Here is a 14,968-nt window from a genome sequence, read left to right as displayed (position 1 = left end):
GATCCCGCTGGCCCGAGTCGCGCAGCGACACCGCGAGCTGCCCGGCGAGCCGAGCGGCGACGGCCTGGACGGTCCCCGCCGGCTCAGCAGGTACGGCAGGCGCGGCAACGGCGGATGACGGCGGCACGCCGAGCAGGGCGAGCACGGTCGTCGCAGCGATCAGCACCGGGACCCCGCCGCGGCGGAACGTGGATGGGTTCACGCAGACTCCTCCATCTCCGGACGCCGACTCGTGATCGACGTTCCTCAATAGAGTGATACCTGCGTTCATAGATGACAACAAACCTTTCCGCGCACCGCCGCGAGTGCCTCCGCTCCGGACTCCAACCCATCCGGCTGGAGCCTGCCCAGCCTTCGGAAGTTCGATTCGGACGATTCGTACCGATAGATCAGTCTGGTCATTTGGCGCGAATAGATCTATCTGCCGCATTCATAGCTTGATATCAATCTCCGGACACACCCCCTACAACAGGAGTGCGACGTGCGGAGATCCCGACTCGTTACCCTCACCCTGAGCCTGGCGGCCGCCCTCGGCGCCACGTTCGCCGCTGCGGCGCCCGCCAGCGCCGCCACCACCGGTCGCTACGTCGCCCTCGGCGACTCGTACGCCTCCGGTGTCGGCGCCGACAACTACACCGCCGAGAGCGGCTCGTGCCAGCGCAGCACCAACGCCTACCCCGCCCTGTACAACACCAACGTCAAGCCCGCGTCGTACCGCTCAGTCGCCTGCTCTGGCGCCACGACCACCGATGTCATCAACACCCAGCTCTCCGCCCTGTCGTCGACCACCACCCTGGTCAGCGTCACCGTCGGCGGCAACGACATCGGGTTCACCAGCATCATGACCGCCTGTGTGCTGTACGGCGAGACCGACTGCATCGCGGCCGTGCAAGCCGCCGAGGACAAGGTGCGCAGCCAACTGCCGGCAAAGCTCGCCAGTGTCTACAACGGCATCAAGGGCCGGTCGCCCTCGGCCCGCGTCGTGGTCGTCGGCTACCCGGTCTTCTACCAGCTCGGCACGTTCTGCGTCGGGCTGAGCGCGAACTCCCGCGCGAAGATCAACGAGGGCATCAACCTGCTCGACGACGTCACCAAGACGGCCGCCGCCAAGGCCGGGTTCACCTTTGCCGACGTGCGCTCGATATTCGTCGGCCACCAGCTGTGCAGCTACGGCGAGAAGTGGTTGCACGCGCTCAACTACGCCAACCTCGGCATCTCCTACCACCCGACCGCCGCCGGCCAGTCCGGTGGCTACTACCCGGTCTTCCGCTCCGCCGCCGGCTGACCGGCGCTCACGTCCGGGTAGGCCCGCCCGTCCGAACGCGCGCAGGTCCGGCACCGCCCCTTCCCCGCCGCCGCAGTGGTCGACTCGGCGGCGAGGAGGGGCGTTGTCGAGTTGGGCGATCCTTGGTACAGGGTTGACACTTGTGGGGTGATCGTGGAGCTGCGCGCGGTGCCGGACTGCCCGAACCTGGACGCCACGCGGGACCTGTTGCGCGCGTGCCTGGTGGAGGCCGGCCTGCCGGTGACGGTGCTCGAGCGGGTCGGGGACTACCCGTCGCCGTCGGTGCTCGTCGACGGGCGTGACGTCACCGGCGCCGACCCGCACGGCCCAGCCGCGTGTGTGCTGCGCCCGCCGACCGGTGAGCAGATCCGTGCCGCGCTGCGCGCGGCGGCGACGCAAGGCGGCCCGGGTGACGCGATCCGCGCGGATCAGGGCGGCGCCGGGGTCCGCTGAGCTGGCCGGTTCGCCGCGGCGGCGGGTGTGGACGTTCCGGCGGTGCTGCAGGGGCCGTCGCCCGGTCAGCCCGCCCTGGGGGCCGGTGCCGTGCCCCTTGCGGCGGGGCTCGAACCGCCCCGTCCGCCGCACGATGCCCGCACCACCAGACGCGGACGCAGGCGGAGCTGATGGACCGGAAAGGCCTCGCCGTACTCCATGCGCTGCAACAGCACCTGCGCCGCCAGCTGGCCGAGCCGGAACTTCGGCGGGGAGACGGCGGTCAGCGGTACCTCGGCCGCATCCGCGAACTCGTTGTCGTAGGCAATGATCGCCAGGTCGTGCGGCACCCGCACGCCAGCCCGCCGAGCCGCGCCCAGCAACAGGCAGGCCTCCCGGTCGCCGAAGCACAGCGCCGCCGTCACGTCGTCCGCTCGAAGCCCCGTCAGGGCGAGGTCGGCCCGCTCCGCGTCCCACGCGGCCATCCGGTCCTGCTGCACCGGGATGCGCGGCAGTCCAAGGCTGGCCCTGGCCTGCTCGAACCCGGACCTGATCGGGGCCATGTTCGGGCCGTCCGCCCGGAGCACGAGTCCGATCCGACGGTGACCGAAAGCGTGCAGGTGCCGCACCGCGTCGTACGCGCCGCCGCCGTGGTCGGTACACACGTGTTCCATGGCGTCCGCCGGACCGACACCCAACAGCCGGCGCTCGACGAGGACCACCGGCACGGGCAACGCCCGCAACTGGGCCACCCGGGCCGGCGGGTCGGCCACCTCGTGCAGCGACGGCACGAGCAACAGGCCGTCGACGCCCGCCCCCAGCAATTCCTTGATCGCGGCGTCCTCGGCCCGCGCGTCATAGTTGGAACACACGAGCACCATCCGGGCCCGTGCCGCAGACAGCGCAGTCTCGATGCCGTGCAGTGCCCTCGGCCAGTACAGCGTCATGTCCGGGATGAGCACACCCACCACCCGCTGGCCCGCCGGCACCGAGGCGACCTGCGTGGTCACGAAGGTCCCCGCGCCCTGCCGGCGCACCACCAGGCCACTCGTGGCCAGCTCCTGGTACGCCCGGCGGACGGTGTTGATGGACAAGCCGGTCTCCGTGGCCAGGGACTGTTCGGTCGGCAGCTTGCTTCCGGCCGGCCAGGTGCCGTCGATGATCCCGCGCCGCAACTCCCCCGCGAGCCGCCGGAACTTGAGCTCCCGGGAGGTCTGTGGCTGCCTGGTCCCGTCGCCGTCCGCCGTCCCGGCTGCGCGCGGCCACAGCCCTTCCATCGGTTCCCTCCCAAGTACGGGCGCAATCATTGCATCACTGTCTTCGATACGGGAACGAGTACGCCTTGATTCCTTCCCTCGGCGCTTCTTAGCGTCCACGCACAACCTGCCCGGACCTCCCCGAAGGAAGGCCCATGGACGTGCGTCGCTCCCCCGCCCTGTCCCGGCGTCGGTTCCTGTACTACGGCGCTGCCGCCCTGTCGATCCTGCCCGCCGCCCCGGGCCTCCTGCCAGCACCAGCCTTCGCCGTCGGCGCGAAACTGCCCGATCTGGAGCGGCGTGCGCTGGAGCTTGACCCACCAGCCTTCTTGCTGGAGACCGCCGTCCCTGCGCACATCACGGCCAGTGCGGGCTCCATGCTGGCCATCAGCGGCCGTGCCGCCGTCTGCGGCACCCGCTCGATGCGGTGGGACTTCGCGGCCCGGTCGGACATCACCGTCCGCGCCCACCTGCGCTGGGAACGCGACCCCTACCGGCCGACCCCGCTGTCCGACCAGGCGTGGCAGGGCACCGTCGACACCTTCTCCGTATGGGTCTACAACGAAACCGCCATGGACGACGTGGTGCGGTTCAAGTTCGGCCGTGACGGCCGGACCGATGCCTGGTTCGACTTCCACCTCAACTTCACGGGCTGGCGCACCGCGTGGGTCCGGTACGACTACGACATGCACGGCCGGCCGCACCCGGACATGAACACGCTGCGGATCGTCGCCCCGCGGCGGGCCGGCACGCTGTGGATCGACCAGCTGCTGCTGAACGTCTCGCTGCGCCCCGACGCCCCCAACCGCGACGCGCAGGTACCCGAGGTGGGGCTCGAGGGTGACGACTGGGATCAGCAGCACTGGCAGGCGCTGTACCTGTTCGACCAGCTCTATCAGAAGCGCCGGCCCGCACCGGCCGCGCCGACCAGCGCTGAGACGGCGTCCCTGCACAACCTCCTGACCCGCTACGTCAACGAGTACGTGACCAACCCCGTCCGGGTCGACGACGCGTACGTCGCGTCGCTGACGAGCCAGCTCAACGCCCTGAGCATCCCCGAACGCACCGATCCCGGCGCCCCCGGACGGCCGCTGTTCTCGTACCAGTCGCAGATCTATCCGCCGGCGATCGCCGCGGACCTCAGGAACTTCGTCAACGCGGTCAACCTGACCTCGGTCATGGACCTCATGGGGCGGATCGCGCAGGCGCACGCCGCGGCCGGCCCAGCCCACCGGCCGGCGCTGGCCGAGTTGTACCTGCGGATCGTGGCGCGGCTACGCGACCAGGGCTGGACGTACGGTAGCGGCCAGGGAACGATCCACCATCTCGGGTACGCCACCCCCGGCTACTACAACTCCATCTACCTGATGCGGGACGTGCTGCGCGAGGCGGGAGTGTTCGAGGCGCTACGCGCCGACGTGACCTGGCTCAGCGGATACGGGCGAATCTTCCGAGGCTGGAAGCACCGCAACGCGCACGGCAGCACCATGGACACCCTCAACACGCTGACCCGGGGCATGCTGGCCGTCGCGCTGCTCCAGGACACCGAAGCCGATCAGGTCACCCACCTGCGTGCGCTGGTCGACTGGCTCAGCACTGCCCTGTTGCCCACCACCGGGATTCAGGACGGACTCAAGATCGACGGTACCGCGTTCCACCACGTCGGATTCTTCCCTGACTACGCACGCGACGCCTTCAACGGGTTGGCCCCGATCGTCTACCTGCTGAGCGGTGGCGCCTTCCGGATCTCCGAAGCGGCCCACGCCGCGCTGAAACATGCGCTGCTGACCATGCGGATCTATGGCAACAAGTACCACTGGCCCATCTCCATCAGCGGCCGCAACCCGGGCGGGACGACCGGCATGAGCGTCAGCGCCTACCAGTGGATGGCCATCGCCGGCACGCCTGACGGCAGCTCGGACCTCGACCCGGAGGTCGGTGCCGCCTTCCTGCGGTTGCTGCCCGCCTCCCCCGACAGCGGCCAGCGCAAGGTCGCCGACCGGCTCGCCGCCCGGGGGATCAGTGCCGAGCGGGCGCCGGCTGGGGCGTGGGCGCTCAACTACGGCGCGCTCGCGGTCCAGCGGCGCGACGACTGGCAGGTCAGCGTACGCGGACACAACCGCTACCTGTGGAGCACCGAGATCTACGACGGCTCCAACTGGTACGGGCGCTACAACACCTACGGACACATCCAGGTCCTGCACCGCGGCGACCCGGTGACCAACGCCGACAGCGGGTACAGCCCCTTCGGCTTCGACTGGAACCGCCGCCCCGGCATCACCAGCATCCACAAGTCGTGGCCGGAGCTGAAGGCCGACCTGACCGGCACCATCGAGGAGATGCTGCTGTCCGAGTCACCGTTCGCCGGAGCACACACCATTGACGGCCACCACGGCATGTTCGCGATGCACCTACGCGAGCACCCCAAGTACGACGGCAGCCACGAGGCCCGCAAGTCGGTGTTCCTCTTCGACAACCGCGTCATCGCGATCGGCACCGGCATCGCCAACACCGACCATGCCAACGAGACCGAGACCACGCTCTTCCAGACCCGGCTGGACAGCACCTCGGCCCCGACGTACGACAGTGCGGCCATCCCGGTCACCGCGTTCCCGTACGAACGCCCCGACCGCCTGCTCGACGCGGCACACTGGCTGGTCGACGACCGTGGGCTGGGCTACTTCGTGCCCGCCGGTCAGCGGCTCGGCCTGACCCGGGTCACGCAGACCTCACGCCACCACGGCACCGACGCCGAGACGCAGGGCAACTTCGCCACCGCGTGGGTCAGGCACGGCACCGCCCCTCGGGATGGCCGGTACGAGTACGCCATGGTGGTCGGCGCCACCCCGGAGAGCATGGCCGCGTTCACCGCGTCGATGGCGGATCCGGCACTGGCGCCCTACCAGGTGCTGCGCGCCGACACCGTCGCGCACGTCGTCGTCGACCGGGCCACCGGCATCACCGGATACGCGGTCTTCACCCCGACCGGCTCCCTGGGCGTGGACGGCCCGGTACACCGCGTCGACACCCCGTCGATGCTGCTCACCCGAGCCGACGGTTCCGCAGGGCTCGTGCTGTCGGTGTGCGATCCCGACCTGCGGCTCTACGACGGGAGAGACCCGCACCAGTACGAGAACGGCGAGTACGTCGGCCGTTACAGCCCCTACTCCCGCCCGTGGCTGGCGAACCCCAGCAAGCCGCACACCCTGCGGGTCACCCTCCACGGGCACTGGCGGGCTGTCGACGAAGGCCAACCCTGCAAGACGCACCAGCTGGGCGGCCAGACGGTGGTGTCGTTCCGGACCGTCGACGCCCGTCCCGTGCAGGCGCGCCTGGTGCGGCGGTGAGCGGTCACGGCAACCAGGACGCGATGTAGGCCTCGACAGCCACGAAGCCGCCCTCCGGCCAATGTTCCGGGTTCCCCTGACTGACGGCGAGGTAGTCCATGCCCAACCCTCGACCCATTCGGCTCGGCCTCGTCGGTGCCGGCGGCGTCGCCCGCCTCCACGCACAGGCCGCGCTGTCCCTCCCCGCCGAGGTCGACGTGACAGCCGTGTACGACGTGGACCCGGGCCGGGCCGAGGACCTCGCGAAGCTCACCGGCGCCACGGTCCACCCCGATCACCACAGCCTGGTCATGAACGTCGACGCGATCGCGGTTTGCACGCCGCACGCCCTGCATCTGGCGCCGGCCCTCGCCGCTGCCCGGGTCGGGGTGCACGTACTCATGGAGAAGCCGATGGCGACCACCCTGGCTGACTGCGACGCGATGTCCGCAGCGTGCGACGAGGCCGGGGTCGTACTCTTCCTCGGCCACATCCAGCACTATCTGCCGATGACCGTGGCGATCGAACGGGCGGTGGCGGCGGGAACGGTCGGCCGGCCGGTCTCGATCCTGGACCGCAGGGCCACCGACTACCGACCCTGTCAACGCCCGGCCTGGTTCTTCAATCCCGCCCTCGCCGGCGGCGGAGCAATCATGAACATCGGTGCGCACTGCATCGACCGGGTCACCTGGATCGCCGACGGCCGCCCATCCCGGGTCTCCGCAACTGTCGTACGACGCGACACCCCCGTCGAGGTCGAAGGACTGCTCCATCTCGAGCTCGACAACGGCGTTCTCGCCACTGTCTCGGTGACCACCAAGGCCCTGGCCGATCTGGACGAGATCGAGGTCCTCGGCACGGAGGCCACCCTGCGTGCATCCCGGGAGGGCGGCATCCGGCTCGCCCACCCGGGCGGGGTCGAGCAGCTGGCGCCGCCGCCCGACGTCGGCACCGACGTGGTCGTCGCCTTCCGCGACCAGCTCCGCGACTTCACGGCCGCCGTCCGGCACGAGCGCCCGCCCGCGGTGGACGCCCGCGTCGGTCGCGACGTGGTCGCCACGGTCACCGCCGCCTTCGCCTCCGCCGCCTCGGGCCGGCAACAGCCCGTCGACACCTGCCCCCGGCCCAACACACCACCTGCCCCGTAGTCCTGACGCACCGCCCGCCGGTCGCCCGCAACCAAGGGAACACATGCCGTCCATTGATTCGTACCAACCGCTCAGCACGGGCCTCTGTTCAGTCACGCTTCGACACCTGCCGGTCGCGGGTGTCCTCGACGCCATGACCCGCACCGGACTCACCTGCATCGAGTGGGGTGGCGACGTGCACGTGCCCCCCGGAGACCCGCTCCGCGCCGAGAAGGTGGGGGCGGACTGCCGTGACCGGGGGATTCGAGTCGCCTCGTACGGCTCCTACTTCCGGCCCGGCCGTGACAGCATCACCCAGTTCGCTCCCGTACTGGAGGCCGCTGCGGCGCTGCGCGCCCCACGGATCCGAATCTGGGCCGGCAACACCGGCTCTGCACAGACCGCACCCGACCAACGGCATGCCGTCATCAAGGTGACCCGCGCCGCTGCGGCCCAGGCCGCCGACGCCGGTGTCCAGCTGGCCTTCGAATTTCACGGCGGGACCCTGACCGACACGGCCGAGTCCGCGGTGCGGCTACTCGAAGAGGTTGACCACCCTGCGGTGGGCACGTACTGGCAGCCGCCGGTGGGACTCGACGACCCGCGCGCGCTCGCCGGCCTCCGGCACGTCCTGCCCTGGGTCACCGCAGTGCACGTCTTCTCCTGGTGGCCACACACGAACCGCCTGCCTCTGGCCGCCCGATCGTCCCTCTGGCTGCAGGTGTTCGCGCTGCTGCAGCGCTCGGATCACCCCTACGACGCCCTCATGGAGTTCGTGTCCGACGACGACCCCGCCCACGTCATCGCCGACGCAAGAACCCTGGCCCGGATCGTCGACGCGACTCACGATGCCTGACGAGTGCGGGATCCCGCGACGTCAGCCGTAACCTGCGCCGCGGTAGAGGTCGAGTCGGCATGCTCGGGGATGATCGTGCCGTCCTCCTGCGGCCCGACGTCGACAGCAGCGTTGACGGTGTCTGTGCTGGATCATGCGGTGGCTTCCGCGGCAGGGTGCCATGCAGCCGAGGTGATGAGGTCCTGCGCCAACAGTGCGGCGCCCCGGCAGCCGGCCTCGCTGCCCAGTTCGGCGGCGACCACCTCCGGGTGCGGCTGGAAGGTCAACCGGTCAGCCAGTGCGGCACGCAGCGGGTCGAACAGAGCGGGGCCGGACCGGGCCAGGCCGCCGCCGATCACGATCAGGGCTGGATCGTAGAGCGTCACGCACGCGACCAGGCCGTCCGCGAGCGCGGCCACCGCCTGCGACCACACTGCGCCGGCAACCGGGTCGTCGGCGAGGGCCAACCTGGACACCTGCTCGGCGGAGATGTCTGTGCGGGGGTCGGACAAGGTCCCCGCTGTGCGCATGTACTGGCGGGCGATCGCGTCAGCAGACGCATAGGTCTCCAGGCAGCCGACGTTCCCGCAGCCACATCGCGGGCCCCACCGCCGGATGACGAGGTGCCCCAATTCTCCCTGGCCGCCATGGGCGCCCCGCTGTGCGCGGCCGCCGACCACATGAGCGGCCGCGACGCCGGTGCCGAGGGCGACGAACACGAACTCGTCCACCCCGCGGGCCGCGCCGAGCCGGCCCTCCGCGATCCCACCGGCGCGCACGTCATGGCCGAGCGCGACCGGCAGGTCCAGTTGCTGGGTGAGCAGATCCCGCAGCGGCAGGTCCCGCCACCCGAGATTCGCCGAGAACACGGCGCGTCCGGTTCGCTCGTCGACGATGCCGGGAACAACGACGCCTGCGGCGAGCGGCGCGCGACCTGTCTGCCGCCGGCACTCGGCGGCGAGGTCGGCGGCCGTTGCGGTGATGGTTGCCAGGACGGACTCGACGCCGTGCTCCCGTCGGGTCGGGCGCCGCACGCGATGGATCACCGTGTGGTCGGCGGCGACGATGGCGGCTTTGACATCGGTGCCGCCGACATCGAGGGCCACCACGTGCCCGGCGCCGTCGCGTGCTGCGGACGCCCCGGCTGACGGCCGTTCTCGGCCTTGGTGCATGACCTCGGTGTTCCTCTCTGCGCGTGTGGGCTGCGCGGTGCCGGCGCAGGCCCGTACCAGCGCCAGGCTGGCCGCCTGGCGCTGGTACGGACGTGACCGGACCGCCTCCGGAGGTGAGGTCATGTCGAGGAGTTCGACTGACCCGGGAACGGCCTGCTGATGTCATCGATCGGCGGGGGCCTCCGGCCGCCGCGGTTCAGCGGTGCGGCCGGAGCTGGGTGCTCCGTCGCACGCCGCTGCTTACTGCCAGATTCGGATGTAGTCGACGTACATGGTGGAGTGCCAGTCGAAGACGGTGTCGCGGATGGATCCGTCGGCCCAGGCGTCGAGGATCTCGTGCGAGAGCAGCGGATACTCCTTCACCTGGCTGATGAGTTTGGGGTCCGTGACGGTGCGGACGATGACGCCGTCGTAGGTGAACTCGAGTTTGGTCGGGGTCCAGTTGAGTCCGAAGGTGTGGTACCAGGTGCTGTGCAGCCCGGGTGCGTTGGCGATCGTCCCTGAGCCCTGGTGCGCGGGCGGGCCGAAGCCGTCCCAGTGCAGCGTGACCGTGTACCTGTCGGTCTGGTAGTTGGTTTCGACGATGTCCATCTCCGCGCCGTCGCGGGCGGTGCCGTCGGTCCTGCCGCCGGGTGCGAGGCCTCCGGTGGGCAGGAGCCAGACGGCGGCGAGGTGCCCGTTGGTCCTGACCGGGGTGTGCACCCGCGCCTCGAGCGTGCCGTAGGTGTAGTCGAACTTTCCGTTGCTGTCGATGAGTCCCCCGGTGTACCGGTTCGTCGCCGGGTTCCTCACCTCGATCGCGAGCGCGCCGCGGCCGTCGGTGAGCACGTTCGCCGGGTCGTACCGCCACGTGTCGGGGGCGACGGTGCCGGTGCGGGCCCAGTCACGTTTGGTCCATTTGGCGGTGTTGATGGTCGTGCCGTTGAACTCGTCGCTGAAGACGAGGGTCCGGGCCGTGCTCGCTGCCTGCGGCCTGGCGTTGGCCGGGGTGGCAGGGTCCACCAGGGCCGCGGCTGCTTGCGCAGGCTTGCCGAGTGCGGTCGTGGCGTCGACGACCGGTGTGACGAGCAGCGCGCTCGTCATACCGAGTACCGATACGACCGCCCATCGCCAGGGTGGCCGTGTGGTACGTGAGAGTGCAGCTGATGAGTGGCGGATCATTGGTGCGTTCCTCCCGATCGGTGGTGCGGTGGGTCCGACCCGGGGCCGCCTGGGCTGGCGGTGCCCCAGCAGCCCCGGGGCGGTTGCCGTCAGATGACGGACATCTGGTAGAGGTGTACGCCGAGTCCGTCCAGGGAGTCGGTGTACTTGCCTCGGGACTTTTCGATCGTTCGGTGCTCGTAGAGCACCTGCGCCGGCCGCTGTCCGGGGGCGGAGAACGTCACGCTGCGCGGCTCCTTGGACAGGTTGACCACGAACAGGTATTCGCGGTTGCCGTGTCGGCGGGTGGTCCAACGCAACCAGTCGTCGTCGTTGACCCGGATCTGCGGCACGCGTTCGGTGGAGAGGATGACCGGCGACAGTTCACGGACCTGCGAGACCACGGTCCGCGCGTTGCCCAGCAGGATCTGGTACGGGACACCGGTGCTGTCCTGCTCGATGTCGAAGCGGGAGTAGTAGAGCAATCCGGTGGCACCGGCCACGATGGCCTGCCACGACATGTTCCGGACCTCGATGAGGTTCGGCGGGCGTAGCCCGAAGTGCCGGTAGTTGCCGAGGTTGTGCAGTTGGATGACCGGCCAGATCGCGGTGTTGGGCAGCTCCCGGATCGTGGCTTCGGTGTGGGTGAACACGCGCCGTGGCAGGTCGGTGGGCTTGCCGAAGATGGGGTAGGGGTCGGTGCCGAACGCGTCGGTGACGTACTGGGCGTCGTCGCCGGCCCAGACGCGGTAGTCGACCGAGTAGGTCGGGTGGTTGGGATCGTTGTCGGTGACGGAGGTGTAGCGGGGCCGGACTGTGGCCGCTTCGGTGTCGGCGGGGGTCTCGTCGTTGATGTACCAGCCCAGCAGCGACGGGTGGTCCTTGTACTGCAGGACCTCGTTGGCATCGGCGTTGCGGTGGACGAAGAGCGTGGTCATGCCGCGCGCGTGGGTCTCGTCGAGGATCTGTCGGGACGGCAACTGGTACGACAGGACCGTGGTGAAGGACGCGGAGAGCAGGTCGTTGAGGTTCTGGACGGTGGTCGTCCCGTTGAAGGCGCCGATCGGGAAGTACAGCTCGCCGTTGTGGCGGACCCGTCCGTGCTGGTCGAGGTACGTCGTCGGGACCTCGTCCGGGCGGAGCTTGCGCAGCGGGAGGGTCTTGTCCTGCACGATCTCGCCGTTGCGGGTCCTCGCGCTGATCCGCAACTGGTAGGCCCCGTAGGCCAGCTTCGAGACGGGGCGGGTGTACCGCAGCTTGCGGTCACCGGCGAAGGTCTGGGCGTGGACTCGCCGGCCGGCGGCATCGGTGAGCTCCACCTGCACCCGGTAGTCCGAGGCTCGGGCCGCCGCGGGCGGATACAGCCCGATCCGCAGGTCGATCTCGCGGTGATCGCCGGGGATGAGCAGCCCCCGGTAGGTGGGTGCGGCAAGGGTGGCACGCAGCAGTTTCGGCGTGTACTTCGTGATGGTGAGGTCGTCGTACCAGGCCGAGCCGGTGGCGCCGCGGCTGAGGAAGAAGATCGCCTTCATGTAGGCCGCACCCGCCGGTGCGACCTGGGGCGGGACGGTCAGCTGGATCCAGTCGGTGGACTGGGTGACGCCCGTGTACCCGCCGCTGAGGTACGTGCCGTCCTCGGCGTACCACTCCAGGCAGACGGACGCTCCGCCGTTCTGCATGCCGGCGGTCTTCACCCACACGGACACCGAGAACGGGACGTAGGCGTCGGTGGTGCCGGCGATCTTCTTGCCGGCGAAGACGTAGGTCGAGCTGTCCGTCCTGGTGTACCGCAGGGATGTGGCGCCGGTTCGGGACTGGGTCGTGTCGTAGGCGGTGAAGTCCGAGACCCAGTCCGGGTCGGCGTCCTCGAACGAGGTCGTGTACACGACGGTCGGCGTCGTGTCGGCCAGCGCGGCTGCCGGCGTCATACCGGCCGGCGCGGCGGCGGGCACGGTCGTGTCCAGCTCGGTGGCGAACGCCGGGCCGGTCAGGAGGCCCGAGCCGAGGAGTCCGGCTGACCCGATCGCGGCGCCACCGAGCAGCAGCGAGCGCCGGTGGACCGGGTGTTTGCCGTCCTGCGCCTCGGCGGGACGGTCTTCTGCGTCATTCATCTACTTCTCCTCTGATGGTGTCGAAACTTGCGCATGAGGGCATGGCGGATCGCCCGAGCACGGCGATCCTCGGCGGATGTCGTTCGGGTCAGCGCTTGAGTTGGTGTGTCGTTCGGGTCAGCGCTTGAGCTCGCGTGTCGTTCGGGTCAGCGCTTGAGTTGGTGTGTCGTTCGGGTCAGCGCTTGAGCTCGTAGATCAGCACCGCGAGGGGCGGCAGTGCCACGGTGAGCGCCCCGTTCGCCGTCTGCCACCGGCCTTCTCCGGACTGGCGGGCCTTGCGGAGGCCGGGCACCGTGAAGGTGACCTCGCCCAGGTTCGTGTTGGCGGCGTTGACGGCGACCAAGAATCCGGTGCCGCGGTGCACCCGTGTGGTCCACATCAGCCCGGGGCCGCCGGTGGTGGTCACGTCGGCGAGCCGGTCGGTGGACAGGATGACGTCGCTGAGCCTGCCGATCTCGTTCACAACGGACTTGGCGTTGTCGAGCAGCGTCCGGTAGGGCACGCCGGAGGCATCCCGTTCGAGGTCGAACCGGGAGTAGTACAGCAGGCCGGTGGCGCCGGCGGCGATCGCCTGCCAGGACATGTTGCGCACCTCGGCGAGCGTCGGCGGCCGGAGGCCGCGCTGCCCGTAGTTGCCGAGGTTGTGCAGTTGGATCACCGACCACTGGCCGCGGTTGGGGTAGAGCTGGACCTCCTGGCCCACGAGCCGTCCGACCGAGCCGATGGTGTCACCGGCTTCGCCGCGGATCGGATAGTCGTCCATCCCGATCAGGTCGGCGGTGCGCAGCTGCAGGTACGCCGGCCGCACGATGTAGTCCACCGCGTACGTGGGGTGGTGCGGATCGTTGGCCACCACGGCGTTCTGGTGGGCGACGAGCTGCCGGCCGAACTTGTCGACCGGCAGTTCGTCGTTGACGTACCAGGCCAGTAGTGCCGGATGGTCGCGGAACTGCCGGACGGTCTGCTCGATGTAGGGGACCTCGTCGGCCTCGGTGCGGATCGCGTCCGGCTTCTCCGGCTGGATCGAGTTGTAGAAGAAGTCCTTGATCGAATAGATGTAGGAGATGCCGCGTTCGTGCGCCCGGTCGAGGGTGTCCCGGCTCGGCGGGTTGTAGTCCATGACCGCGTTGAACGACCCGCGGATGTCATTGAGGTTCTGGATGATCTTCGCGCGGCTCGAACCGCGGGTGCCGTCGTAGATGCCGATGGGAAAGAACGGCTTGCCGTTGCGGATGAGCCGGCCGTGCCCGTCCACGTACGACTTGGGCACGTCACGCCGGCGAAGCTTGGTGATCGTGAACTGGCGTTCCTGTTCGACGTTGCTGGTACCTGCGGCGAGTGCCCGTACGCGCAGCTGGTACCTGCCGTGCGGGAGCCGGGCGGCGTCGTAGGAGTGCTCCAGCATCGGGGCGCCGGGGTAGACACGGGAATCGACCAGCCCGCCGGCCGCGTCGAACATGTCGATCTGGACGACGTGCTGGGCCGTCGCCCCGTCAAGGGGCTGCAGCTGGACCTGAACCTGGATTCGCTGGTCCTCGCCGGGGACGGGCAGCAGTGTTCCGCGGTACGGCGGCCGGGCCAGAACCGGCTGCAGCAAGCGTGGGGGCAGGCGCAGGACCGTCAGGTCGTCGAAAGACACGGTGCCGGTCGTGCCGCGTTCGAGGTACAGCAGGGTCGAGATCCTCGCGGCGTTCGCCGGGACGTCGAACGTGTCGAGTTCGAGCCTGGTCCACTCGGTGGGGCGGATGCCCTTGGTGTATCGACCGCCGAGCCAGCCTCCAGCGGCGGAGTACGCCTCGATGGCGAGGGTCGCGCCGCCGGCGCCGGTCAGTTCCGACGCCTTGATGAAAACCGATGCGGTGATCTGCTGGGCCGGCGCCGCGGCAACCGCCACCGATGGCACCGTGTAGGAGGCAGGGTCGGTGCGGCTGTAGCGCAGCGAGTTCGCTCCCGTGTGGGATGCGCTGCTGTCGTATGCGGTGGAGTTGCTGATCCACGTCGGATCGGTGGCGTCCTCGAAGGACGTCGAGTAGATCGTGATCGGCGCCAGGTCATCCGGTTCGACAGTGAGGGCGTCCGTCGTGAGGGCGTCCGTGTCGGGGGCGGCGACAGCGGCGTTGTGACCGAACGAGACCGTCATCAGCACCCCGGCCGCGGCCGCGGCGCCGGCGGTGACGAATCCACGGCGGGTCAGGTTGTACGGGGTGGGGGTCGGGTCCGGCTGGTCGGGTCTGGCTGACTCCGGCGATGGGGTGGGCATGGGGGCTCTCCTTGGGGGTGTGCT

Annotated in this window: 11 protein-coding genes; 5 read left to right on the top strand and 6 right to left on the bottom strand. The window is 69.7% G+C overall.

The genetic code is table 11. The features are described from left to right. Positions 1–202: hypothetical protein (locus tag ABD332_RS57845; RefSeq protein WP_344505260.1), on the bottom strand; the 202-nt coding region annotated here is incomplete at its 3' end. Between the two features lie 279 nt (positions 203–481). Between ABD332_RS57845 and ABD332_RS57840 the strand changes: the two genes are divergently transcribed. Together ABD332_RS57840 and ABD332_RS57835 are read left to right on the top strand one after the other, a co-directional pair. Then, positions 482–1,285, top strand: a complete 804-nt coding sequence (locus ABD332_RS57840; protein ID WP_344515345.1) for an SGNH/GDSL hydrolase family protein — start codon at positions 482–484, stop codon at positions 1,283–1,285. Between the two features lie 147 nt (positions 1,286–1,432). Further along, complete coding sequence (locus tag ABD332_RS57835) at positions 1,433–1,738, top strand: alkylmercury lyase (protein ID WP_344515343.1); 306 nt, start codon at positions 1,433–1,435, stop codon at positions 1,736–1,738. 65 nt (positions 1,739–1,803) lie between these two features. Here ABD332_RS57835 and ABD332_RS57830 read toward each other — a convergent pair whose 3' ends face one another. Continuing rightward, positions 1,804–3,093, bottom strand: coding sequence for a GntR family transcriptional regulator (locus ABD332_RS57830; RefSeq protein WP_344515341.1), 1,290 nt, complete (start codon positions 3,091–3,093; stop codon positions 1,804–1,806). A gap of 35 nt (positions 3,094–3,128) precedes the next feature. On the opposite strand from ABD332_RS57830, the gene ABD332_RS57825 reads away from it, so the two are divergent. The 3 genes from ABD332_RS57825 to ABD332_RS57815 all read left to right on the top strand — a co-directional run bounded on the left by ABD332_RS57825 (position 3,129) and on the right by ABD332_RS57815 (position 8,282). Further along, complete coding sequence (locus ABD332_RS57825; RefSeq protein ID WP_344515339.1) at positions 3,129–6,320, top strand: chondroitinase family polysaccharide lyase; 3,192 nt, start codon at positions 3,129–3,131, stop codon at positions 6,318–6,320. Positions 6,321–6,418: 98 nt separating this feature from the next. After that, complete coding sequence (locus ABD332_RS57820; RefSeq protein WP_344515337.1) at positions 6,419–7,447, top strand: Gfo/Idh/MocA family protein; 1,029 nt, start codon at positions 6,419–6,421, stop codon at positions 7,445–7,447. A gap of 133 nt (positions 7,448–7,580) precedes the next feature. Then, complete coding sequence (locus tag ABD332_RS57815) at positions 7,581–8,282, top strand: sugar phosphate isomerase/epimerase family protein (protein ID WP_344515335.1); 702 nt, start codon at positions 7,581–7,583, stop codon at positions 8,280–8,282. Positions 8,283–8,413: 131 nt separating this feature from the next. On the opposite strand, the gene ABD332_RS57810 is transcribed toward ABD332_RS57815, so the two are convergent. The 4 genes from ABD332_RS57810 to ABD332_RS57795 form a co-directional block, all read right to left on the bottom strand. Then, entirely contained in the window at positions 8,414–9,433 is a 1,020-nt protein-coding gene (locus ABD332_RS57810; protein WP_344515333.1) for an ROK family protein, read from the bottom strand. Between the two features lie 240 nt (positions 9,434–9,673). After that, complete coding sequence (locus ABD332_RS57805; protein ID WP_344515331.1) at positions 9,674–10,516, bottom strand: glycoside hydrolase family 16 protein; 843 nt, start codon at positions 10,514–10,516, stop codon at positions 9,674–9,676. A 167-nt stretch (positions 10,517–10,683) separates the two neighbouring features. Continuing rightward, complete coding sequence (locus ABD332_RS57800; RefSeq protein WP_344515329.1) at positions 10,684–12,684, bottom strand: hypothetical protein; 2,001 nt, start codon at positions 12,682–12,684, stop codon at positions 10,684–10,686. A 175-nt stretch (positions 12,685–12,859) separates the two neighbouring features. Next, complete coding sequence (locus tag ABD332_RS57795) at positions 12,860–14,944, bottom strand: hypothetical protein (protein ID WP_344515327.1); 2,085 nt, start codon at positions 14,942–14,944, stop codon at positions 12,860–12,862. Positions 14,945–14,968: the final 24 nt, after the last annotated feature.

This window comes from Dactylosporangium maewongense, from assembly GCF_039531485.1.
Taxonomy (GTDB): Bacteria; Actinomycetota; Actinomycetes; order Mycobacteriales; family Micromonosporaceae; genus Dactylosporangium; species Dactylosporangium maewongense.
The sequence above is the reverse complement of the archived record's forward strand: the minus strand, read 5'-3'. Positions and strand labels throughout refer to the sequence as shown.

Coding starts and splice junctions, on each gene's coding strand:
- ABD332_RS57820 (WP_344515337.1), top strand. CDS start 6,419: ATGCCCAACCCTCGACCCATTCGGCTCGGCCTCGTCGGTGCCGGCGGC.
- ABD332_RS57795 (WP_344515327.1), bottom strand. CDS start 14,944: ATGCCCACCCCATCGCCGGAGTCAGCCAGACCCGACCAGCCGGACCCG.
- ABD332_RS57800 (WP_344515329.1), bottom strand. CDS start 12,684: ATGAATGACGCAGAAGACCGTCCCGCCGAGGCGCAGGACGGCAAACAC.
- ABD332_RS57805 (WP_344515331.1), bottom strand. CDS start 10,516: ATGACGAGCGCGCTGCTCGTCACACCGGTCGTCGACGCCACGACCGCA.
- ABD332_RS57825 (WP_344515339.1), top strand. CDS start 3,129: ATGGACGTGCGTCGCTCCCCCGCCCTGTCCCGGCGTCGGTTCCTGTAC.
- ABD332_RS57815 (WP_344515335.1), top strand. CDS start 7,581: ATGACCCGCACCGGACTCACCTGCATCGAGTGGGGTGGCGACGTGCAC.
- ABD332_RS57810 (WP_344515333.1), bottom strand. CDS start 9,433: ATGCACCAAGGCCGAGAACGGCCGTCAGCCGGGGCGTCCGCAGCACGC.